This is a genomic window from Sediminispirochaeta smaragdinae DSM 11293, from assembly GCF_000143985.1.
Lineage (GTDB): Bacteria > Spirochaetota > Spirochaetia > DSM-16054 > Sediminispirochaetaceae > Sediminispirochaeta > Sediminispirochaeta smaragdinae.
Genome location: NC_014364.1, coordinates 4,102,262 through 4,125,136, shown reverse-complemented (window position 1 = coordinate 4,125,136; position 22,875 = coordinate 4,102,262). Strand labels below are relative to the sequence as shown.

The 22,875-nt window shown below is 50.0% G+C and carries 16 protein-coding genes and 1 pseudogene; 12 read left to right on the top strand and 5 right to left on the bottom strand.

The annotated features are described in order from the left end of the window. Nucleotides 1-64: 64 nt before the first annotated feature. The 7 genes and pseudogenes from SPIRS_RS19270 to SPIRS_RS22730 form a co-directional block, all read left to right on the top strand. The gene (locus SPIRS_RS19270; RefSeq protein WP_013256368.1) at nucleotides 65-2,464 is read left to right on the top strand and encodes a DNA translocase FtsK; all 2,400 of its coding nucleotides are present in this window, start codon (nucleotides 65-67) and stop codon (nucleotides 2,462-2,464) included. Then, complete coding sequence (locus SPIRS_RS19265) at nucleotides 2,448-2,840, top strand: DMT family transporter (protein WP_013256367.1); 393 nt, start codon at nucleotides 2,448-2,450, stop codon at nucleotides 2,838-2,840. Before SPIRS_RS19270 ends, SPIRS_RS19265 begins: the two co-directional genes overlap by 17 nt. Next, nucleotides 2,837-3,214, top strand: a complete 378-nt coding sequence (locus SPIRS_RS19260; protein WP_013256366.1) for an EamA family transporter — start codon at nucleotides 2,837-2,839, stop codon at nucleotides 3,212-3,214. Before SPIRS_RS19265 ends, SPIRS_RS19260 begins: the two co-directional genes overlap by 4 nt. Further along, nucleotides 3,211-5,253: a glycosyltransferase gene (locus SPIRS_RS19255; protein ID WP_013256365.1), complete on the top strand. Its 2,043-nt coding sequence runs from the start codon at nucleotides 3,211-3,213 to the stop codon at nucleotides 5,251-5,253. The genes SPIRS_RS19260 and SPIRS_RS19255 overlap by 4 nt, the downstream gene beginning before the upstream one ends. Further along, nucleotides 5,250-6,242 (top strand): ABC transporter substrate-binding protein, encoded by a 993-nt coding sequence (locus SPIRS_RS19250; RefSeq protein WP_013256364.1) that lies wholly within the window; start codon nucleotides 5,250-5,252, stop codon nucleotides 6,240-6,242. Before SPIRS_RS19255 ends, SPIRS_RS19250 begins: the two co-directional genes overlap by 4 nt. Next, nucleotides 6,239-6,994: an ABC transporter permease gene (locus SPIRS_RS19245; RefSeq protein WP_013256363.1), complete on the top strand. Its 756-nt coding sequence runs from the start codon at nucleotides 6,239-6,241 to the stop codon at nucleotides 6,992-6,994. The genes SPIRS_RS19250 and SPIRS_RS19245 overlap by 4 nt, the downstream gene beginning before the upstream one ends. Next, nucleotides 6,991-7,464: pseudogene (locus SPIRS_RS22730) on the top strand (ATP-binding cassette domain-containing protein); the annotation flags it as partial. The gene SPIRS_RS19245 and the pseudogene SPIRS_RS22730, both read left to right, overlap by 4 nt. Before the next feature lie 154 nt (nucleotides 7,465-7,618). On the opposite strand, the gene SPIRS_RS22450 reads toward SPIRS_RS22730, so the two are convergent. Next, complete coding sequence (locus SPIRS_RS22450; protein WP_245537628.1) at nucleotides 7,619-9,292, bottom strand: ArnT family glycosyltransferase; 1,674 nt, start codon at nucleotides 9,290-9,292, stop codon at nucleotides 7,619-7,621. Nucleotides 9,293-9,427: 135 nt separating this feature from the next. Here SPIRS_RS22450 and SPIRS_RS19235 point away from each other — a divergent pair, with 135 nt between their 5' ends. Further along, nucleotides 9,428-10,351 (top strand): sulfurtransferase, encoded by a 924-nt coding sequence (locus tag SPIRS_RS19235; protein WP_013256360.1) that lies wholly within the window; start codon nucleotides 9,428-9,430, stop codon nucleotides 10,349-10,351. 29 nt (nucleotides 10,352-10,380) lie between these two features. Further along, nucleotides 10,381-11,310, top strand: a complete 930-nt coding sequence (locus SPIRS_RS19230) for a rhodanese-like domain-containing protein (protein ID WP_013256359.1) — start codon at nucleotides 10,381-10,383, stop codon at nucleotides 11,308-11,310. 77 nt (nucleotides 11,311-11,387) lie between these two features. On the opposite strand, the gene SPIRS_RS19225 is transcribed toward SPIRS_RS19230, so the two are convergent. From SPIRS_RS19225 to SPIRS_RS19210, 4 genes are read right to left on the bottom strand one after another with little or no spacing between them, the layout of a single operon-like run. Next, complete coding sequence (locus tag SPIRS_RS19225) at nucleotides 11,388-12,749, bottom strand: TolC family protein (RefSeq protein ID WP_013256358.1); 1,362 nt, start codon at nucleotides 12,747-12,749, stop codon at nucleotides 11,388-11,390. 2 nt (nucleotides 12,750-12,751) lie between these two features. Continuing rightward, entirely contained in the window at nucleotides 12,752-15,844 is a 3,093-nt protein-coding gene (locus SPIRS_RS19220; RefSeq protein ID WP_013256357.1) for an efflux RND transporter permease subunit, read from the bottom strand. A 9-nt stretch (nucleotides 15,845-15,853) separates the two neighbouring features. Then, complete coding sequence (locus SPIRS_RS19215; RefSeq protein WP_013256356.1) at nucleotides 15,854-16,903, bottom strand: efflux RND transporter periplasmic adaptor subunit; 1,050 nt, start codon at nucleotides 16,901-16,903, stop codon at nucleotides 15,854-15,856. 30 nt (nucleotides 16,904-16,933) lie between these two features. Next, nucleotides 16,934-18,250: a POTRA domain-containing protein gene (locus tag SPIRS_RS19210; protein WP_013256355.1), complete on the bottom strand. Its 1,317-nt coding sequence runs from the start codon at nucleotides 18,248-18,250 to the stop codon at nucleotides 16,934-16,936. Nucleotides 18,251-18,400: 150 nt separating this feature from the next. Here SPIRS_RS19210 and SPIRS_RS19205 point away from each other — a divergent pair, with 150 nt between their 5' ends. The 3 genes from SPIRS_RS19205 (at nucleotide 18,401) to SPIRS_RS19195 (ending at nucleotide 22,851) form a co-directional block, all read left to right on the top strand. Next, nucleotides 18,401-19,084, top strand: coding sequence for a response regulator transcription factor (locus SPIRS_RS19205; RefSeq protein ID WP_013256354.1), 684 nt, complete (start codon nucleotides 18,401-18,403; stop codon nucleotides 19,082-19,084). 3 nt (nucleotides 19,085-19,087) lie between these two features. Beyond that, nucleotides 19,088-20,431 (top strand): HAMP domain-containing sensor histidine kinase, encoded by a 1,344-nt coding sequence (locus SPIRS_RS19200; protein WP_013256353.1) that lies wholly within the window; start codon nucleotides 19,088-19,090, stop codon nucleotides 20,429-20,431. Nucleotides 20,432-20,532: 101 nt separating this feature from the next. Further along, on the top strand, nucleotides 20,533-22,851 hold the full coding sequence (locus SPIRS_RS19195; RefSeq protein ID WP_013256352.1) for a patatin-like phospholipase family protein: 2,319 nt from the start codon (nucleotides 20,533-20,535) through the stop codon (nucleotides 22,849-22,851). Nucleotides 22,852-22,875 lie beyond the last annotated feature (24 nt).

Below are 22,875 nucleotides of genomic sequence, written 5' to 3'. Positions count from 1 at the left end.
ATACTAGAAGCGCGAACTATTTGAACGGAAAGGAAGAATAATCTTGCGTTTTTCTAAGCCTACTATGGCAACAGCCATTGTCCTCATACTTGCGGCCGCTTACCTATCTGTTTCCATGGCTCTTTCCACATCAGGGGTCTCTGGGTGGTTTATCTTTTCCGGCGAGCTCCTTGTCGCCGGTTTCAGGATTGCAGCCTGGTATATCCCCGCTTATCTCTTTTTTTGTGCGGCCCTTTTACTTCGGAAGGGATTTGCGCCACTTCCCCTCTTCGTTGCAACCGCCGGCGTGGTGCCGATGGTCACCGCGGGGTTTTGGCTGCAGCTCATCGAACCGGCACCCCGTTCCGCGGCTGCGGACGCTTTTCTTTCTCGTTTTGGCTCGGGGGGAAGCTCCTTTATCCTTTTTCTCCTTCTACTTGCCGAACTCATCGTCATTTACCTTGTCGCCCAACAGCTCTTCTCCGGCCGTACCACGGAGGTTTCGGACCGGGAAAAAAAAGGTCCCCGCAAGAAGGGTATCATTGCGCTTCCTCAGCCCTCTTCCGATGAGCCTGAAGAGGAGGACGACGATGCCTGGTGGGAGGAGTTTGAGAGAAGGCGGCTTAAGGGGGTTGATACTTCCCCACTGCCTGAGATTTCCGAGACCCCGGTTCCCACAGATGAGCATGTGTTAGAAGATGAACGTGTCGAAGATCAGGAGTATGCGGAGGAGCCTCCTGCCGAATCGAATGATCTGCCGAATGACCTGCCTGTTTCATTGGAACCTGAGGAAGATGTCGAGGAGGAACCCGTCGATCTCGACTTTGCTTCTCTCCGTTCCGACGAAGTATGTTTGGAAGATGACGAGGAGATAGATGATATCGACCTTGATGAAAGTGAAGACGATGATGAAGACGAGGAGGTCCTTGTTCCCGAGGATGAGGAATATGAGGATGACGAGGAAGATGAAGCGCACGATGAGCAAGAGGAAGTCCTCCCTGTTCCCGCCTCTCACCAGGCAGTGGCACGGAATATCATGCGATATGAGGTGCCCCGGGATGATCTTCTCGATGAATATCCTGACAGCAAATATTGGGTGATAGACGAGGCAACCCGGGAGTCCGCCGAAATTCTGAAAGATACCCTACGGGAGTTCAAGATTCAGGCCGAGGTGACCGGTATCAGGAAGGGACCGGTTATCACCATGTTTGAGATTCTTCCTGCGCCCGGGGTCAAGCTTTCGAAGATCGTCAATCTTGCCGACAACATTGCCCTGCGTCTGGCAGCCAGCCGGGTCAGAATCGTTGCTCCCATACCGGGTAAACACGCAGTAGGAATCGAGGTTCCGAACCGAAAACGGGCCCTGGTCAGTTTTAAGGAGATGATCGAGGATGAGAGCTTTGAAAACTCCGACAAAGAGGTTCCCATCATCCTCGGCAAGGATATCACCGGAGAAACCCAGATCATCGATTTGGTGCAGACCCCTCACCTGCTGATTGCGGGAGCCACCGGTTCGGGAAAATCGGTCTGCGTCAATTCGATTATCTGTTCGATTTTGTACAAGAGGAGCCCCGATGAGGTCAACATGATCCTCATCGACCCGAAGATCGTCGAGTTGAAGCTCTACAACGATATTCCTCACCTCCTGACACCGGTCATCACCGAGCCGAAGAAGGCCTTTCAGGCACTTCAGTACTGCCTGTATGAAATGGAGCGCCGCTATGCTCTGCTCGACTCCCTCGGTGTCCGGGATATTCGCTCCTACAACCGAAAGGTGAAGAAAAAACGTCTGGCCACCAGACCGCTTCCCTATCTCGTGGTGATCATCGACGAGTTTGCCGACCTCATGGCCACAACAGGGAAGGAGCTTGAATCCACCCTTGCACGTCTTGCTGCCATGAGCCGCGCGGTGGGCATCCATCTTGTGCTGGCAACCCAGCGTCCCTCCATCGATGTCATCACCGGATTGATCAAAGCCAACATCCCGAGCAGGATCGCCTTCATGGTGGCGGGTAAGTTCGATTCCCGAATCATCATCGACGCCGTGGGAGCCGAGAAGCTGCTGGGGCGCGGGGACATGCTCTTTACCAGCGCATGGGATCCTGTGCCTTCCCGAATTCAGGGTGCCTATCTGAGCGAAGAGGAAGTCGAACGTATTGCAGCCTATGTACGAACTCTTGGTGAGCCCGAATATATCGACGACGAAATTTTTATCGACGACGAGGATTCGGATACCCTCTTTGACGGTGGTGGAATCGATGATCCGCTCATGGACAAGGCTCTGGAGATCGTTACCACAGCAGGAAAGGCGAGCGCCAGTTACCTGCAGCGCAGACTAAAGATCGGCTACAATCGTGCCGCACGGCTCGTGGAAGAGATGGAAGAGCGGGGAATCGTCGGACCCCAGAACGGCTCCAAGCCCCGGGAGATTATCCACGTTCCCGATCGTTATCGAGAGGGCCGGGGTGATGACGAGGAGCAATAGAGGAGCGTCGTTAGCTCACTCCTCTCACAGGTCTCATGGAATTGCCTTGGCCGTTCCGCTTCTTCTGCTGACAGCCGGACAGCTCTCCGCGGCCCTTTCCGGGCGTGCCATTGCATCCGGTGCCTCGCCGTTCAACATCTATACCCTTGCCCTCTACTGTTTCCTCGGCGCACGAGGCGTCAGTTGGGTACTGATTGTGCGCTATCTTTCCCTTTCCTTTGCCTATCCGGTGATGAGCCTCGGCTACTGCCTGGTGCCCCTTGCCGCCGCGCTCTTTCTCGGCGAAGACTTAAGCTGGGGAACGCTTGCGGGCATGATCCTGGTGACTGCCGGGGTTGCCCTGATCGGTACGGCGGATACAAAGGGGCAGGGATGAATCTGCTTTTGGCACTGACGGTGGTGCTATCGGCGGTCGGCCAGCTTTTGACGAAAGCGGGGGCGGATCGTACCCTGCCTGATTCCGATTCTTCGAAGAATGTGTCACCTTTTGCCGCCGTGAGGCGTTTCTTAAGAAAGGCGGCGAACCCATTCCTTATATGCGGACTTGTGGTGGTGGCTGCTGTTCCCTTTCTTTATACCAGGGCCCTTGCTTCCCTTTCCCTTACCAAGGCGTATGGGGCAACGGGGCTTACCTATCCTCTGGTCATATTCGGCAGTGCCGTTATCCTTCGGGAGCGCATCAGCCTGCGTCACATCGCCGGAGGGCTCTTGATTTTTGCCGGCTTTTTGGTCTGGAATGTGTTCCCATGATTAGCGTTGTTATTCCCTCCTATAACGGAGCAGCAACCCTTGTGCCCCTTTGCCGTAGCCTCTCGGATGTACTGCGGCGCCTTGGCCTCGATCGGGAGATCATCGTTGTTCTCGATGGCAGCAGCGACGAAAGCCGGGATCTTCTTGTTCCCCTCATCGAGGAGGGAATCGTGGATGTGCTTTGTGAGCTTCCCGTACGATCGGGACAGCAGCGGGCGACGCTGGAAGGAATCCTCCGTGGACGGGGATCGTGGTTTCTTACCCTAGACGACGACTTTGGCCACAGGCCCGAAGATGTGGAGAAGCTTCTTGCCGTAAAAGAGGGCGGGGCCAATCTTGTTTTCGGTGTTCCCGAAAGGGGAAGAAGGAGTTCCTTGCGGAACCTCGGCAGCAGCCTGCGCAGCACCCTCTTTCACCTTGCCTCCGGCAGAAAGAAACTAATACCGTCGAGTTTTCGCCTCTTCTCCAGGAGCTGCGCCCGGTCGCTGTTTCTCGCACCGGCTGCCTGCCGTTATCTTTCGGTGGAGCTTGTGCGCCACTCCCGCAAAGCCGAAAGCCTTCTTCTTACGGCTGGGGGGGCTACGGCAACGATAGGGGCAGGGACTCCTCCTTCACTCCCGGGAACAAGCCGCCATCCTGCATCCTCCCTTGTCCGGGGAACCTTATCCCTGGCAAGCTATCTGTTGCCCTGGCGAAGGGACCCTCTTCGCTCTTCGAGGCGGGCTCTTCTTGTCGTAGGTGCCGGGGGAGGGCAGCTGGGACTGATCCGTCGAGCCAAGAAGCGTTCCCTCATCGTTGCGGTAAGCGACAGGGACAGTTCGGCTCCCGGTGTTTCGGCTGCCGACTATTTTCTTTCCGCAGACACCTTTGACGGAGAACAGAGTATAGCAGCCTGTATCGATGCGATGTGGAAGGGCATCCCCATTCGGGGTGTGGCTACCGCAGGGACAGACCAGCCGGTGCTTACCGTCTCTCTTGTTGCCGATCACTTTTTGCTGCCGGGGGCCTTGAGGCCGGAAATCGCCCTTGCGGTTACCAACAAGCGGGTGATGAAGCGGCGCCTGGAGGCGTTGGGGCTGCCGACTCTTCCCTGGAGCCTTATCGGCGAAGAAACCGCTTCCGCTGCTGATACCGGCCCTGTCCCCATCGCTTTGCCAGGTTTCCCTGCGGTGCTCAAACCGGTGGATAGTCAGGGCCAGCGAGGGGTTGTTCGGGTCGAAAGCGAAGAAGAACTTTATCAAAGGCTGTCTGCAACGCTTGCCTGCAGCAGGGAAGCAAAGGCCATGGTTGAGACCTTTTACCCTGCGGACGAGGTGACCTTCAGCGGCTGGGTGGAAGAGGGGCGTCTCGTTCCTCTTCTCCTCACGGATCGGGCCACGCTCTCTTCCGGTCCCCATATCGGCATCTGCCCTGCACATCGTTACCCCTCCCTCCATGCAGCCCGCAGCCGGGAGGTGTTTGCATTATGCGACCGCTTTGTCAGGGGCTTTCCTATTCCCTCCGGGCCTATCTATGTTCAGCTTTTGGTTGGTGAGGAGGGGATAAAGATTAATGAACTTGCATGCCGGATCGGAGGGGCCTATGAGGAGCTGCTCATCCCCGCCCTTACCGGGGTCGATATCCTTGATCTTCAGATTGATCTGGCCATAGAAGGAAGGCTGTCGCCGCAAAACCATGATGTTCTGGTGCGGGCCGGAGCCTCCTGGCCTCCGGAGGGCTTCGCTTCGGTGATCCTTGCCTTTGCGCAGAAAGGGGTTGTACGAAGCATCGGTGAGCTTTCGAAAATTCGTGCCGTGGAGGGGGTGGTCGACGGAGGGTATCTCCTGGCCCCTGGCCGGAGGATAGGGGAGCTTGAAAACTCCACGGGCCGGGCCGCCTGGGCCGTGGTCCGGGGAAAGAGTGCCGCCCGGGTAAACAGGAGCGTAGAGGGTGTATATGATGCGCTTGAAGTTATCGGCGATTCGGGGGAGAATCTCATGCAGGATTTACGCAGTTTCGCGCTCCATCCCGACCCTTTACCCGATTCGGAGGTCCCATGAGGTGTGCCCGGCTTTGCACGTTTCTTTTGATCCTTGCCCTATCCCTCTCTTCCTGCAGCCATGATGAACAGCCCCTGCGGGTTGCCGAACAGTACGGCTTAGCCTACGCGCCGGTCACCATCGCCAGGGAGCTCGGCTTTGTGGAAGAAGCCCTTGAGACGCTCGATCATCCTGTGACCCTCCAGTGGTTGCGCCTCGGCAATACCGCAACGATCCGCGAGGCAGCCGTTGCCGGTCGGGTGGACGCCGCCTTTATCGGCATCCCCCCCTTTCTTATCAGCCGGGCAGGGGGCATGGATTGGAAGATCGCCGGAGGTTTAAATCAGTCGCCTTTGGGCCTTGTCACCTGGCGGGAAGATCTTAATAACCTCTCCGATTTTGACTCCTCTGACAGGATTGCTCTGCCGCAGCCGGGAAGCATCCAGCACATCCTTCTTGCCATGGCTTCCCGGCGTCTGACCGGCGATGCCGCCCATTTCGATCGTCAGCTGGTTACCATGAACCATCCCGACGGCATGCAAGCCCTCTTGGCCCGCAGGGAAATCGCAGCACATTTTACCTCCCCCCCCTACCTCTTTCTGGAACTCAAAGAGCAGGGGATGAAACAGGTTGTATCGGGCAGAGAATGCTTTGGCGGTCCCTTTACCTTCATCGTCACCGTTGCCACCAAAGAGCTTGCTGAAAAGCGGCCGAAGGTGTTGGCAGCCTTCATGGATGCAGTTGATCGGGGAATGGAATACCTGCGCAGCAATCCCGAAAAAAGTGCCGCTCTCCTTGCTCCTATCTATCAGATGAACAGCGACGATGTCCTGGATATGCTCGGTTCCAAGGGGCTGGATTATTCACGTGATGTGGTGGGCATCGAGGAATTTGTCTCTTTTATGAAGGATACCGGTTATCTTCCCGCCGATTTCGGCTCAGGCGGGGAGCTTTTTTGGGCCACGGCGGTTCGGGATAGCGATACCGGGGATGGCGGAGGCAATCGGTGATCTTCTTTGTGATTGCAGCTGTCCTTATTTTGTGGCAGTTGCTTTCCGTCAGTGGGCTGGTCTCTCCAATTTTGGTTCCTTCCCTGTTTTCCATTGGGAAGGCCCTGGTTCGGGATACCCTTTCCGGCCTCCTTCCCGCTCAACTGCTTTTTTCCCTTCTCCTTGTTGCCCTTGGGGCGCTCATCGGGACCGCAGGAGCGGCCCTTTTGGTATTTCTCGCCTCCCTGGGAAGACGGGCAAGGCAGGGAGTCGGGCTTCTGAATGCGCTTCTGCATCCCCTTCCCGGCATCGCCCTTCTTCCTCTGGTCGTTCTCTGGGCGGGAACCGGTACCCCGGCGGTGCTCCTGGTGATGGTTCACAGTGCCCTCTGGCCGGTGTATCTGAATCTGCAGTCCGGAATCGATGAAATCCCCCCACGCTATCGCGAGATGGCTGCCAATTGGGAAATGACCATGACCCAGAGGCTGTTCCATCTCGTACTCCCCTCTATTTTCCCTTCGCTTCTTTCCGGCCTGAAAACCGCCTGGGCGCGCTGCTGGCGTGCCCTTATTGCCGCCGAAATGGTTTTCGGAGCCGCCGGTTTCCTCGGCGGCCTCGGCTGGTACATATTTGAGCGTCGAGTCTATATGGATACGGCCGGACTCTACGCCGGATTATTGCTGGTCATGCTGTCGGGGGCTGCCGTAGACCGCTTCCTATTCGGTAGCCTTCGCCGTTTTACCGACTGCCGTTGGGGGAAGGTGGAGGGATGATGAAACAAGGCCTTGAATTTCGGGATGTCTCTTTTTCTTTCGGCATACCGATCCTCGACTCCTGCAGGTTTTCTTTGGAGCTGGGGAGCCTTACGGTGCTGCTCGGCCCCAGCGGCTGCGGTAAAAGTACCCTCCTGCGACTTGCCTCCGGCTTTCTTCGCCCTGCTTCAGGGACGGTTCTGTTCGGAGGGCTTCCTGTATTGTCTCCCGGACGCAGTCGTTTCCTCATCCATCAGGATGTCGATCAGCTTTTTCCCTGGAAAAGCGTCCTTGCAAATACCGCTCTGCCCCTTATGGTCGGACCGAATCCTCTTGCCGGGGAAGAAGCAGAGGCCCGGGCCGCAAAGACCCTTGGAATGGTCGGTCTTGCAGAACGAAAAGATGATTTTCCTCGTCAGCTTTCCGGCGGTATGAAACAGCGGGCGCTTCTTGCCAGGGCCCTTGCCTCCGATGCGGATCTATTGCTCTTTGATGAGCCTTTTGTCAGCCTCGATGCCTTTAGCCGTGAAACCCTCCAGGAACTACTTGTCGAACTTTGGCACAAAAGCGGAAAAAGTATCCTCTTCGTTACCCATGACATCAGGGAGGCTGTCCGCATTGCAAAAACGATCATCTTCATGCACCCTAATCCGGGTGATGCCCAGATAGAGCCTCTTGTTCCGACCGGGCAGCCCCTGCGTGAACTGGAGACGACAGAAGCATTGACCCTGATGAGGGAACTGAGGCGTCGTTTTCAACCCGATAGAGGGTAATCTTCCACGGCCTTTTTCCCCGCTGTGAGACGATACGCATGCCGTAGCCGGGGGAGGTGAAGGAGCCAACCGGGGTGCAGTGTGCGGCGATAAAGCCCTTCATCTCCCCATAGTAGGCCGCCACATTCCCGTAGAGGATGTTCCACACCGGTCGCTTTTCGTAGATGAAATCAAGCTCTTGAGAATAGAGGATATGGGTGATGCCCCTGCTTCGTATGTACTCCGAGAAGTCGAGTCCGCTTTCGCGGAGATGGATGAGGTTCCGGTAATCAAGAAAGCTTCCCTCCGGCAGAGCGTATTCGGCGTTCAAATTCGCAAGCAGTCGCATCCGCTTTTCTTTTGATCTCCCCTCAGCCTCCTCCTTTTTGACGATCGTTTCGATATTGCGACGGTAAACAGCATAGCTTTCTCCCGTTTGATACTCCTGAAGAATGTTTGTAAGGGAGAGAGCGGTCGACACTCCGATCAGGCTCAGCATGGCGATAAGACCGGCACAGCGAAATACTTTAGATCGTGCGCTATTACACCTGTGAAAGAGGAGGGGATGGCGAGGGGCAGCAGCCCAGGCAAGATAAAACAGGGGCAACGCTATAGCAAAGAGGGGCGGACCGTATTTCCCGATAAAAAGGAGCGCCGCATTGAAACCGAAAAGCGCGAAGAGTGGTAACCGTGCCTGCCGTGATCCTGCAAAGGCCTTTACCATGCAAAGAGCAAAAGCCAAGGCGTGAAGTCCCAACAGCGGTTTCATCATCGGTATGAAATAGGTGCCCGAATAGCTATGCCACAGCTTTTCGTAGTAATGGGGAAACCTGATGACTTTTATATACCAGGGTACCATGACCTCGACGCTTGTGCCGAAACTCTGATAATCATGGATGAAGCCGGGATTCATAATAAGACTGATTCCCATAAACAGCAGGCCCCCGACCGTACAGCCTGTTACAAAGCCTATGGCCCTCGATAGCGGGCGTTTACGGGAAAGAATCGCTCCGAAAAGTGCCGCCGCAACCAGAAATGCGGCGGGATGAAAGCCTATTGCCAGGGTAACGACAGCCCCCATTTTTAGTCCTTTGTGAAGGCCTTCCCGTCTTCCGTCTCCTTTCCCCTGTGAAAGAAGTATATTGAGGCCGAGAAGGAGGAAAAACAGCAAGGCAATTTCCTGTCTGGCAAAGTGGGATGAGGCCAGGAATTGCGGATCAAGGGAGAGGAGCACCATAAAAAGAAAGGCAATCGTGTCGTTTTCTTTTTTCCCTGTATCCGAACCGAGAAATCTTTTGATCACTTGCTGAAACAGAAGCAACGAGGCTACCCCAAAAGAGAGGGATATCATTCGTGCCTGGTAGATGCCGTAGCCGAAGATGCTGAAAACGCTTGCCTGTAAAAGGTGAAAGAGCAGTTTTATGGCATGGGGAGACCTTGGAACGAGATCAAAAAATGGTTCGGTAACGGTGATCGAGTGTGAAATCAGCCAATTCCTGCTGAGGCCGCTTAGCCACGCTTCGTCACTATGAACAAATGGATAGTGCGTTAACAGGAATAGATTCACAAAAAAATAGGAAAATATGTATATAAAAGACTTGCAAGGTACTATTTTTCGAGGTAAATTCAGCATACTTGTACTATATCATAGTAATTAAAAAATATAGCCGGTTTGTAATAAACGACCGGAGAGGGAGGATTAATGAAGTTTCGTCGGAAGATGCCGATAGCCGTTCTTGCGATCGTTGCGGCCGTTGGGTTCATTTCCTGTGGCGGACCCCATTTCGCAGAAAGCGGTTCCCAGATTATTGATGCAAAGGATGCTCTCGCCATGGTGCAGAAGGGCGGTGTTGTTCTTGTGGACGCTCAGACAGGAGTCAAATATAACAAAGAACATGCGGATGGGGCTGTCAATATTGGCCGAGCCGATATTGTAGTAAACACGCCCTATCCTAATCTTGTTGCCGACAAGGCACAGTTCGAGAAGGTGATGCAGAGTCGTGGAATAAGCAACGATTCCACCGTCGTTGCCTACGACGACAGCAAGAATATGGATGCCGCCAGGCTGTGGTGGACCATGGTCGCCTATGGCCATGATCCTGAAAAGGTAAAAGTGATTAGCGGAGGGCTTGCCGCGATGAAGGCTGCCGGTTCGGCAATGAGTTCCGGGAGAACTACGCCGGCTTCGAGTTCCTATACTGCGAAGGACTTCGATACATCCATGATTGCCACCCTGGCCGATGTGAAAGCGCAGGTAAACAATCCCGATTCCAATACCGTGATTCTCGATACCCGGACCACCGAAGAGGTAGAAGCGGGTACCATTCCCGGTTCTGTTCATATCGACTACGAGAACAACAACTTTTCCGACAACACCTATCGTCCGGTCCAGCAAATCAGAATCGATTATCTGGAAAAAGAGATCGATCCCTCCAAGACGGTGATCATGTTCTGTAAAACCTCCATCCGTGGGGCTCAGAGTTATGTCGCCCTCTACAATGCAGGGTATCGAAATCTGAAACTTTACGATGGCGCCTGGGTTGAATGGTCTAGTAAACCGTCGCTTCCCGTGCAAATGCCGGAAAAATCGGAACTTCCCGCCCTGAATAGCCAGGACGGTTCATAGTAAAACAACTATTCTTGAGGAGAGTGTGTATGAAAGCCATGAAAAAGGTGCTTACGGTTGCATTGATGCTTTGTCTTGCAACTGCAGTCTTTGCCGAGGGGCAACAAGAAAAAGCCGCTCCTGCGGCCGCTGAGAGTAGCGTCGATATCGACCAGCTTGTCTATGACTATTTTGCCAATATGCCGGATCATATCTACAAGATCGGCCAGGCCGATTTTATCAATATGGTAAAAGCCGGTGACGACATGCTTGTTCTCGACATTCGTCAGGCCGCCGATTATGCCAAGGGGCATGTAAAGGGTGCTATCAACGCTCCCTGGGGACCCGAACTGGGAAAAGTTTTGGGAAACCTCCCCACCGACAAGCCTGTAATGGTCTACTGCTATACCGGCCAGACCGCCGGTCAGACCGTTGCCGTACTTAACTTTGCCGGTGTGAAGGCCCGGTCGGTTAACCTCGGTTTCAATCTCGGCATCTCCAAGGTGGAAGGGGTTGATGCATCCCTTGAAACCACTGCAAACGACTTTTCCGGCAAAAGTGGCGCCAGCTACGATCCTGCCGTCAAAAAGATGGTCGAGGACTACTTTGCCGATCTTGCAAACACCAAGGGTACCATGTATACCAACAACATCATCAGCGAAGAGGATGCCAAGAAGATTCTCGATTCCGGTGATGATCAGGTGCAGTTCGTTTCCGTCAGAGGTGCCGCCGATTACGCCAAGGGGCATATCGACACCGCCATCAACATTCCATGGGGAAAGGGCATGCAGGAGAACTTTGCCAGCCTCCCCGCCGATAAGAAGTTGATTGTCTATTGCTACACAGGCCAGACCGCCGGTCAGACCGTTGCCGCTCTCAGAGTGCTCGGCTACGATGCTGTCAGTCTGAAAGGTGGTATGGGTATGGGGTCGAACGCCCCCTCTGGTTGGGCGAACCAGGGATATCCTGTCGTTCAGTAAGTAAGGCCTGTTCGGTAGAAATCGGGCTGTCCGGGGAATTCCGGGCAGCCCTTTTTATGGTCTTGAACCTCGGCCTGTCAATAACTTTTGCCGGTGGCCAGCTCCCAGTCATAATATGCCGCCCGATATTCAAAAAGGGCATGATATACCCCAAGACGAGCCTGCTGGTATTGATCGAGGGCGTCGTTGACGGCATATTGTGTGCCTAGTCCATTTGCGTAGGAGCTCTGTGCTACCCTCAAGGCCTTCTGGGCAACACTTTCTGAGGCCCTGGCCGATTCAATACGCTGGTAAGCCTCTTCCAGCGTCAGCCGCAAACTGAGCAGTTCCTGCTCTATATCGTTGTGTTTCTGGGCTATGGCGATATGTGCCTTATTCTGTGCAAGATTTGCCGATTTTGTTAGCGATACGCGATACCCACCGGTGGACAGGGGAACGGTAACGGTCAACCCAAGTTGAAATGAATCGTAATCATACCTATCACTGCTGGAGGTATAGCCCCGGTATAAGCCTTTCGCATAGGTGAGGCTGGCATCAACGGATGGAAGGAAGGAGGCCATTGCCGCCTTTTTCGCTATGTCCGCGATTTCCTTCGATAACAAAGTCGCCTCATAATCGGGTCGCTGTGCAAGTACATCGCTTAAATCGTATTGTTCGGGAAGAGGCGGGATTTCGTCATTATTTTCCGTCAGCACGACCTCCTCATCATTGGGAATCCCCGCCAGTGTCTTAAAAGAGATAAGCGCAATTTGTGCATTACGGCGGGCCTCGGCAGTTTCCGGAATACTGGACTTCCAGGTACTTTCGGCCATAAGCAGATCGAGCTCCGCCGAAAGTCCGGCCTCAAAACGACGCTTGGCATTCTGGTAATTCTCTTTTGCCGTTTCTTCCGCCGCTTCCATGACCTCCAGAACCTGGTTTGCCAATTGCGTCTGTGCATACAATTTTTTTGCCGAATTCAGAATGTTGCGTCGAGTTGCCTCATAAGTCGTGCGGCTGATTTCTTCACCCTTTTTCGCCTGCATAAGCGAAGCAATGGCATCGGGGGCAAAAATTTTCTGTGTGACCGACAGTGCCATAAGATATTCGTTGTCGTAATTGGAATCCAGGTCGTCATACATCAGGGGAGCGGTCCCTCCGGTAGCATCGGTGCCGGAGGGGACATCGGCAGCCACGGCCGTGGATTGATCTATGTCACTGAGATTACGAGTATAACCGCCTTGTGCCGCAATGGAGGGTAGCAAAGCCGAACGCGCCTGGGCCGTGGTCTCATTCGCCGTATCGAGATCATTGCGGGAAAGTCTCAAATTGAGATTTTCCCTTTCCACCCTCTCAAGATAGGCTGCAAGGTCATACTCCCCGGCATGGGCCACGGCCATGGAACATGACATGAATATCAACACTGTTATGCTTAATTTAGATCGAAGTCGATAAAACATCTTCACTCCTTTACCCTCTTTGATTTCAGATGATGACGACTGAGCAACAATTCCAGGGAGGGGATAACCCAGAGGGTCATCAACGTAGAGGAAATGATACCGCCGATAATGACGATACCCATGGGCTGACGCATTTCTGCACCAGATGCTCCGATACCGAGTGCCATGGGAAGCATTCCAAGAATGATAGCTATGTTACTCATCAGAATAGGTTTGAGCTTCGTCGGACAGGCCTCGATCAGGGCATCATGGGAACTTTTGCCACTCCGTTTAAGCTGGTTGTAATAATCGAGAATAAGGATGGCATTATTAACCACGATACCGATCAGCATGATAACGCCGAGCATGGCGACAAAGTTTAACACTGCACCGGTCGCGAGACTTGCACCGATGATTCCGATAATAGAAAGGGGAACCGTTGCAAGAATAAACAATGGCTGTACAAAACTTTCAAGAATGGCGGAAAGAAGCATATAGGTCAGAATGATTGCGATGAAGAAGACGGTAACAAGATCGGTTACCGTATCGTTGAGGCTTTCAGATGTTCCAGCCGCCTTGATGGAATATCCGGCAGGAAGGTCGATTGCTCCAACAGCAGCCATAACTTGATTCAGAACAGCTCCCTGAGAATATCCAGGCAGAAGCCCGGCGGAAATCTCTATCGTGCGGACCTTGTCGGTTCTCATGATTTGGTTGTATCCGTTTGAAAAATAAATGTCCGCATAGCGTGAAAGGGGTTTTACCCCGCCTGCGCTTACAACCGGAATGTTTTTCAGATCTTCGATATCGAGGAGCTCCGAGTCTTTGAGCATGACACGCACATCGTATTCTTCCCCGCCTGTTTTGTAGGTAGTGGCAACATAGCCATCTACTGCCATACGGAGGGACATGGCAACGGACTGTACCGTAAGTCCATCGGCGGCGATACGCTTGCGGTCGGGCTCAAAGATGATTTCCGTCTTTCCCTGTTTTGAGCTCAGCATGGTATTCATCGTCCCCGGTACCTGGGTGATTGCCTCTCTCATTCTTTCTGCAAGATTAAGCAGCGTATCGGTATCGCTACCGCGAAGATAGAGATCTATAGGGGTACCTGCGGCATCTACGGAAATCTCGGATATCGGGGAGATCCGGATTTCCGCCCCGGGAATGTCCGCAAGGTCCCGTATAGCGCGGGCCGCAATTGCCGAGTTACTTGCACTCCGTTCCGATTTCGGGTTAAGGAATACTTCCATCCTTGCCAGGTTTACGTCCTGATCGCGCGATCCCGTGCTCCCCAGTGTTGTCAGAAGGGTTTCAACTTCAGGATATTGGGCAAGCCGATCTTCTATGGCCTTCAGGGTTGCCGCCGTGCTTTCCAACTCGCTTCCCTGCGGTAATTCAACGTTGATACCGATTTTACCTCCGTCGGTTGTCGGCATGAGCTCGAAATTAACCCCTGAGCCTTTGGATAGGGCCAACATGAAAAGAGCGATGGTTGCTACAACGACAAGTGCGCTGCGAAAACGATTTTTTAGAATCCCCCTCAGCGTTGCGGCGTAAAAACGTTCCCAGCTCGTAAAGAATTTTTCAAGAAAGTTTCCGATGCGTCCGTCTTTTTTTATCTTTTCCGGCAGTATTCGGGAGGCCATGAGAGGAGTCAGCGTAAAAGAAACGAAGATTGAAAATAATGTGGCGATGACAATAGTGTATGCAAAATTGGACAAGGTTGCTCCCATGACCCCCGACATGTTTGCCAGTGGAACAAATACCGCGATATTTGTGAGGGTGGAAGCAAAGACCGCCATCATAACTTCCTTGGTTCCGCGGGATGCGGACTCAACACGGTTATGACCTAATTCTTTATAACGAAATATATTCTCCAGAACTACAACCGAATTGGCAACCAGGGTACCGGTAGCACTGGATAAGCCCATGAGGGAGAGAATATTAAGGCTGATGCCCATTGCATGCATGATGAGAAACGTCGATATGATCGAAAAGGGCATGGAAATGGCGACGATTAACATCGATCGCAGATCGTGGAGAAAGATGAGCAGAACCAAACCGGTAAAAAGTATGCCGAGGTATACATTGCTCAGTGTGTCGTTTACCGTATCACGGACAAAACTTGCATCTTCCTTGACAACCTTAAAGGAAACCCTGCCGTCGGATTCAGCCTCCAGACTCTTTATCCGTTTCATGACTCCGTCAACGACATCGATCGTGTTTGCCGTCGGGTTTTTTATGATCTGGATGAGCAGCGCATTATCGTTTCGAATATTGTCCTTTTTATCAAAAAGAACGGTTCGCTCCTTTACTTCGGCATGGGAATCAACAACGTCTGCAAGCTGGCGAAGCTTGAATGTTCCTACTCCTGATTCGACATCAAGATCACGGATAGCGTCAAGTTCGTTGAACTCTCCCTTGAAGCGGACAGGGAAATCCTCCTTATTCATCTTCAAGCTGCCACCGGGAAGTTCCACATTTGCAGCAGCAAGCATCGATACAATCTGCGTCAAGGGTATCGAACGGGAAAAGGTCGCTGTCCGATCAAGCTCGACATGTATTTCACGCTCCTGTCCACCGGATACTTCTACACTACCAACACCGCTTACCTGTGCCAAACCGGAAGAACCCGTGGTACTGGCGTAGGTATAGAGCTCTGTCGGCGTCATATCTCCTTCAAGAACGATGTTCATAACCGGCATCGAAGACGCAATATCGACCTTTGAGATAGCCGGGCGTTCGGCATCGTCGGGAAGCTCGGAGATAATGACTTCCACCTTGTCTTTTACTTCCTGGAGAGCAAGATTTTCGTCCTTGCCATAGGTAAATTCAACGGTCACAAGGGACACGCTGTCCATCGAATAGGAGGTAATCGATTCCAGATCGGCAATAGCGGAAATCTGATCTTCGATACGCTCGGTAATCTGGGACTCAATGACCTGGGGACTGGCCCCTGGGTACACCGTCTGGATCGTGACATACGGAGCCTTAATATCGGGAAAAAGGCTAACAGAAATACGCAGGTATGCAAGGATCCCAAATACTATGAAGGCCGCAATTAACGTAATGGTAAGAACCGGCCGTTTTATGGAAATATCAACAATATGCATGTGTTTCCCCTAATCAGAAAGGCCCGGAACAACTAAAACCTTGTCACCCGAGCTCAGGCCGTCTCTTACTTCCGAAATCATGGCATCACCCGGTAAGAGTCCTGAAACGACTTCGATTTCCAGTCCGTTCTCCTTACCTGTCTCTACCGGCTGGAGTTCGGCCTGACCATCCTGTACAATAAAGACTCCCCATCCACCATTGATTCTTACCAGATCGGTTCGTGAGACGACGACAGCTTCTTCATTGCGGTAGGTCTCTAAAGCGACATCACTGCTCATCCCGCTTACCAGGCCTGTCACGACACCGGGGAAATTCACCACAACGGGGAAAGCCTGCCTGCTGCTATCCATGATGAGGGGGACCTGGGTCACACTGCCTTCTATGGTCGATGCTCCCTCTTGGATACGAGCCCGAGTGCCTACATGAATATCAGACACTTCGTCCGTAGTGGCATAAAGCCGAGCCTCAAAGCCGTTGGAAGCGGTAACGGTAAAAAGCGCCGTCCCCTGACTAACGTTCTCTGTCTGCCGGACATCAATACTCGATATGTAACCGCTTATCGGAGCCTTTACATCCACCATATCGGCTGCGGATTTGTATGCGGCACGTGCAACCTCGTATTGGGTTCGTACGTTATCGAATTCCTGTTTTGACAGTCCGGCGTTTTCAAAGAGAGCGGAACTTCGCTTATACGTTGTCTCGGCATTCTTAAAATTGGCCTCGGCCTGCAAAAACGAAGCATTATCCCGGGAAAAAGAAAGGACGATCTGATCACGGCTAACATGATCTCCGACTTCAAACTTGATCTCTCTTACGACATCGTTCAGCAGAGAGTAGGCCGTTGACTCGGACAGCGCCCGAAGGGTCGTCGGATATTTGCGATATACCGAAAACACCTCAGGTTCGATCGTTCGTATCCTGACGGGAATCCCGTTCTGCTTCTGTATACTTTCCATGCTTTCCTGAGCTTCGGTTGCATCATCTTTTCCCGTGCACGAGCTAAAGAAAACAACGAGTGAAAGCAAAAGTGCTGTTATTTTTAATGTAGAAATATTCATAGGCTTCTCCTTATCTAATGCCTTTGTACGTTACATCGAAAATCCGAGCGAAAAACTCATTACAGGGGTTTCCGTTCGGATGTTATATGCGAAACAGATACCAAGGGCTGGAATAGCAACCTTGTTCAAATAAAGATTAAACGAATAACCGGGGCCATGATAATATTCTGATTGAGAGTCTCCTTTCATGCCTGTCTCAAGAAAACCAAACTCATAAAGAAAATTCGTTTCAAGAATACCCCACGCAGCCTTTATAATAGGTATACTGTATGCACCATAACCGGCTGTATATTTTGAAGCATACACATTCTGCGGCAGTATTCGATACCCTCTCCCTTTTTCTGACAAATTATCCATCACTTGCAACGAACGATCACTATATTCACCAGATAAGCCTAATTGAAATGTTTTGTCGTCTAAGAGAGCGGTTGACCAGTTCGTATGCATTGCTATCGAATCATACGCTTCGGAACCAACAATGGAAAAACCGTGATGATAGGCAATAGAAACTGAAAATCCTTTGGGGCTACTGCCGCCATGTTTCATGTTGTGAAAGGTAATACTTGCCCCTGGAGATATCATGAAAAGTTCGTCTTCCACTCCGGGAATATCATCGAAATTAGCGGCATGATAATATGCTGTTGTCACATCAATTGTCGGTATAAAGCTTTGATTCCTTCTGTAAGAGAGCGAGATACCGCCGCTTGCTTCTATGCTGTCGTAGTCTGCAAATGAGTCATCATCCACATAGGTGAACTCTTTATTATCGTCGGTTGAAACAAACCCTGATAAGCCTACAATAAGAGTCCTGCCCCAATAATGAGGATCGATGAAATTGATAAATGCCGTTTTCTCTGTTTCGGAATATAAGCCGCCTGTGACAAAATTCTTCGCTTTGCCAAAGAGATTTGAATCAAAAAGCATCCCACCCACGACTATTGAAGAATCGGAAAAGTAAAGGAAAGGCACAGGCACAAGTGTCAGCTTTTCCGAAACTATGATAACTAATTCATATTCAGCATTGGTTAAGTGATTAATTGAAGCCGAGACATCACTGAATAAACCGGTCCCCATGAGTTTTTGCTCTATTCCCTTGATATTGATCGTATCAATTCCTTGTCCGATGTCGATTTCGGTAATGTCTTGTATCGTTTCTTCCTTTGTCCGCTTCAGCCCTTTAAACGTTATCTTTACAATGGTATCCGATTCTGTTGCTGCTTGAGTTTTATTGACATTATCGAGCGGCCAGAGGCTGCCGGAAGAAAAAAAACCAAGGAGAAGAAAGAGGTACAGCTTCTTGGTTTGCATATTTTTGTGTAATGCTTTGAGCTCATAGAGCGGTTTCATAATGACTCCCCAATAAAATCTTCCTTAATATAAGGGGAGGAGAAAATGCTTTCCCATATAAATCGTTTAAATCTATTATGAACATTTGTTATATTTTGTTGTTATTGTATTTTATTAGCGATTATACTTTTCTGCATGAAGCAGACTGTTATGACAATAGAAGATAACAATGAGATGGCGGCTCTCATTAGCATCTTTTTAAGAAATGAAGGCTTTCATACTCTTGACTTCGGAACAGCTGAAGAGGGATTGGATTATCTTAAAAAAAATAACGTTGATATAATCCTCGTAGATATAAACTTACCTGGCATGGATGGTTTCATGTTCATCAGCCATGCAAGAAAACTGACAAGTGTTCCGATACTGATTATCACGGCAAGGAGAAGCGACACCGATGCCGTTGCAGGCTTGGGCTTTGGAGCGGATGATTTCATCACAAAACCATTTTCCTCCGAAGTTTTGGTTGCCAGAATTCGGGCATTCTTGCGACGTGCCGAAGGGCTGGAAAATAACAACGAAAAGATAATTACGTTTGGCCCTTTTGAGTTCTTTCCTGACGATTTTGTACTTAAAAAGGACGGAGATCCCATCCCTTTGTCAAACCTGGAATGCAGACTTCTTGCTTATCTTATAAACAGGGCTGGTAAATACGCAAAGCCGGAAGTTATTCATAAAGATGTATGGAAAAACGAATTCGGAGACTTGACGGTCGTAGCCGTATACATTCAAAGACTCAGAAGGAAGATAGAAGATGATCCATCTTCACCCATCTATCTAAAAACCTCCTTCGGGAGAGGATATGGTTTTTGTTTTCCTGACGCTGAAAAGAGTTAAAAGATGACAATTAAAACCCAATATCGGATCATGTTGTCGAGCACAGTGCTCATAACCATTCTTATCACATTAATGTTTATTCTTATGAAAGGATATTCAGAAAAACAATTTGAAAACAGAAGTGAAGAGACGTTGCGCGAATATCAGAAAGCCATGAGTGAAGGTCGACTAGATCAGTTTAAAGTCGATGAAACCTTTATGGAAGATATTGGAGTTAATTCTGTTGTGATCAATGATGAAGGCAAGATCATCTTTTCGACAATTCCCTCACTTGTTCAAGATGATGATTTCTTTACAAGTATTAAATCCTTTCTCTCAAAAGATAGCCCGGGGTTTCGCTATTCAATTGGAATGATATCACGCTATATGAGAGACTTTGATGACGACTTTTTATTTTTTATCAGGGAGCGAGAAAAACAAGACATACTTTCTTTCCTCGGGAGCGCTAAATATTATATCCTATCGGCCTTCTTTGTATTATTACTTCTTATCGTTATTATTTACTCCTCCATCATTCGTTCTATCGTGATGTCTATCGTCAAACTTGACAATGAAACGAGGAATATATCTCCTTTCCGCCTGGACAAGAAAATCACTGTTACCGGAAGTGAAGAAATTCAGTCACTGGCCCATTCTTTTAATCTTATGCGCTCCTCGATAAGAACCGCAAATATTCGACGTTCGCAGTTTATAATGGGCCTGTCGCATGATTTTAAGACTCCCTTAGCTCTCATAAAAGGTTATGCGGAAGTTATGAAAAGCGGTCAACAAGGTATTAATACCGGAGAAAAAAATTATATCGAAATAATTACTTCGAAGGTTGATCAGCTAGAGGGAATGATGGACGATTTATTGGACTTCATCTCCATTGATACCGATGCTCGGAATTTCAGTTTTAGCAAAGTAAATTTATTGAAGTGGTTATCATATTTTATCAGCCGATCAAAATCCGATGCACAATTATTAGGGAAAACAATAACGGGCGACATACATATCGAAGAAAAAAAAGTTTTGTCGATGAATGACAAACTTGTGGAACGGGCATTAGATAATATTGTGCACAATGCTTTGCGATATACGGGAAAAAATGGCGTAGTGACAATTATTGCCTATGAAGCGTCGAAGGATATCTGTATTGCCATAGCAGACAACGGCCCCGGGATATCAGAGGAAGATATTCCTTTCATTTTTGATTCTTTTTATCGTGGTTCACCATCAAGACGGACACAAGGTATGGGCTTGGGGCTTGCTGTAGTTAAAAGCATCATTGATTTACATGGCTGGTCTATAAGCATCGATTCGAAAGTTGGACATGGTACGACTTTTCAAATTATGATCCCACATTGATTATGGGGCATTGGAACATCTGACGAGATATAGTATAGACAGACTACCGGGAAAGATCGGCATGCATCCGGTCAGTTTCAAACTTTTGGGAGGAGAAACAAGTGATCCGTCGAAACACTATACCTATCGAGAATTATGCATGGACAGAAAAAGATGCAGGTACATACTTCTGTTCATTTTTTTCTGTCTTCGGACATATCGTCCTCTTGATTTTTCTACTCCTGGCACCCCTTGCATACGTTCAGGCTGAAGAAGCAAGGACAGACGATGAACCGCGCATAGCATTAGTGCTCCAAGGCGGCGGAGCTCTTGGAATCGCTCACATCGGTGTCATCAAGATTATAGAAGAACTGGGAATTCCCATCGATATTGTGGTTGGGACAAGTATGGGATCCATAATCGGCGGGCTCTATTCTATAGGATATACCTCAGCAGATCTTGAGTCCCTTGTCCATGATACAAATTGGTTGAATCTCTTTTTTGACAATGCATATGCTTTCAACGAACCTATATGGGAACGAATGGATAAATCCAGATACTTTTCTTCTTTCATTTTTGACCGAAACGGAATAAAACTTCCCAACAGCCTGTTATCCGATCATAAAATTCTGTCATATTTCGACATCCTGACACTTTCAGAGTCGACACCAAGTAATTTTGATTCCTTTCCCCGGCAATTCCGGGCCGTCGCCGCAGATGTTGCGACTGGAGAACGGGTCGTCTTGAGCAGTGGTTCCCTTCCCGATGCAATGCGAGCGAGTATGGGAATTCCAGGTATCTTTGCTCCCTATTATGTGGATGGGCGTTATCTGATTGATGGCGGTATCGTTGATAATCTGCCGATCGATGTTGCCAGGGAGCTGGGCGCCGATTTTATTATTGCAATCCAGTTATCAGGAACCTCTCAATTTTCGGATGAAGAGATCAACCGTTCTCCCTTTGCCGCTGTATCAAGCTCCATCGATATTCTGATCTACCAAAATATTCGGCATCAGCTTGATGCAGCAGATTATGTTCTCCATATCGATCTCGATGGCTATCAGGCCGGAGACTTTCTTAAGAGTGAAGAAATTCTCACCATTGGGGAAGAAACCGCGAGATCTCATCTATCGGATTTCTTAGGTGTTAAACAGAAAATACTTGATATGGGTAGGAGAGAAGAGGAAGGCATAGTAGAAAAACCATCTCTTGCACCTGTGGATTTAATAACCGTTAAGGGAGGAGACGAAGGTACTCGTGTGAAAGTACATGATCAACTTCGCGATTTGGTGGATCAAAACCTTGAAACTCAGTCATTACTGAATTTTCTTTCCAATCTCAACAATAGGGGGAATTATCAGTCGCTTCGCCTGTCCCGTTTCATTCAGGAGGATGGGAGATCTGCACTGAACCTTAGACTGGGGGAACAGGAGAAAAAAGAAAATCAAATCATGATAGGTTACTCCTCCGCATCGACCTACAGCGATTCAATAAACAGCAAAGACATCATTTCAGCCGCCTTTGTATTCAGGGGGCTCTTTACATCAAATTCGAAATTTACCGTTGGTTTCGACATGAATGCCCAGCCAGGACTTTCCGTATCATTTTTGCAGCCTCTTGGTCAGGCTTTTTATCTGAATCTTGGATATTCGGCAAGTACGGAAAACAATATATATCTCTCGAATAGCCTGGATCAATACTCTTTTCAGTTTAGGAGATCCAGCTCTCGGTTGGAGATCGGTTTTGCCCCTTCGCCGTACTATGACTTCATCGTCGGTTACCGGCATGACACAACCGATATCGAAGAAGACTCCGAGATGACGACGGTGCCTATGCTGACTGGTGAGTTTAACATCCTAACCTTGGATTCGTTTATCTTCCCACAAAGCGGGATATATTTTAACGCAATATTCAACTATGTGATCCCCAACATTGAAGAATCGCACGAAGCCAAGATTTTCGAAACCTCCGGATCTGTGGTTATTCCATGTTTCATTGATCCCGTATCATTTGAGCTGGAATGGCAAGGCGGAACTGATTTTTCTATAGACGGCGATGATACGGCAGTCGCACCGTCAGGGTTCAAGCCAAGTCTCCGCAACCGAAGGATGTTTCCGGGGGAGATGTATGCAGCCGAGCGTACTGGAAGTTATGTAGCTGGCATGAGCGTAATGGGAAAATATCATATTAATTGGAGAAGCAAGGATTTGGGTGTACCGATTTTTGCCTTGCTTCATGGGGCAATGGGTTACACATTCCAAAATCGTGATGATATTCGCCATGCCGAGGATTATCGGTACTGGAATGCAGATTGGGGAATGGGAATACGTTTGAACGATGCATTCGGCATCATGTTGAGAGTTGGTATGTCAGGAGGATTTGTGGATGACGCAACCAAGGGTTTTGTTGCTGTGGATATAGGCTCTTTTGGGGTAAGATAGGCGTAAATAGTGTTCCGAATCCTG

Excerpts from the sequence above, each read along its gene's own strand:
- SPIRS_RS19270 (WP_013256368.1), top strand. The coding sequence starts at position 65 with ATGGCAACAGCCATTGTCCTCATACTTGCGGCCGCTTACCTATCTGTT.
- SPIRS_RS19230 (WP_013256359.1), top strand. The coding sequence starts at position 10,381 with ATGAAAGCCATGAAAAAGGTGCTTACGGTTGCATTGATGCTTTGTCTT.
- SPIRS_RS19215 (WP_013256356.1), bottom strand. The coding sequence starts at position 16,903 with ATGAATATTTCTACATTAAAAATAACAGCACTTTTGCTTTCACTCGTT.
- SPIRS_RS19255 (WP_013256365.1), top strand. The coding sequence starts at position 3,211 with ATGATTAGCGTTGTTATTCCCTCCTATAACGGAGCAGCAACCCTTGTG.
- SPIRS_RS19265 (WP_013256367.1), top strand. The coding sequence starts at position 2,448 with ATGACGAGGAGCAATAGAGGAGCGTCGTTAGCTCACTCCTCTCACAGG.
- SPIRS_RS19225 (WP_013256358.1), bottom strand. The coding sequence starts at position 12,749 with ATGTTTTATCGACTTCGATCTAAATTAAGCATAACAGTGTTGATATTC.
- SPIRS_RS19235 (WP_013256360.1), top strand. The coding sequence starts at position 9,428 with ATGAAGTTTCGTCGGAAGATGCCGATAGCCGTTCTTGCGATCGTTGCG.
- SPIRS_RS19205 (WP_013256354.1), top strand. The coding sequence starts at position 18,401 with ATGACAATAGAAGATAACAATGAGATGGCGGCTCTCATTAGCATCTTT.
- SPIRS_RS19260 (WP_013256366.1), top strand. The coding sequence starts at position 2,837 with ATGAATCTGCTTTTGGCACTGACGGTGGTGCTATCGGCGGTCGGCCAG.
- SPIRS_RS19250 (WP_013256364.1), top strand. The coding sequence starts at position 5,250 with ATGAGGTGTGCCCGGCTTTGCACGTTTCTTTTGATCCTTGCCCTATCC.
- SPIRS_RS19220 (WP_013256357.1), bottom strand. The coding sequence starts at position 15,844 with ATGCATATTGTTGATATTTCCATAAAACGGCCGGTTCTTACCATTACG.
- SPIRS_RS19210 (WP_013256355.1), bottom strand. The coding sequence starts at position 18,250 with ATGAAACCGCTCTATGAGCTCAAAGCATTACACAAAAATATGCAAACC.
- SPIRS_RS19200 (WP_013256353.1), top strand. The coding sequence starts at position 19,088 with ATGACAATTAAAACCCAATATCGGATCATGTTGTCGAGCACAGTGCTC.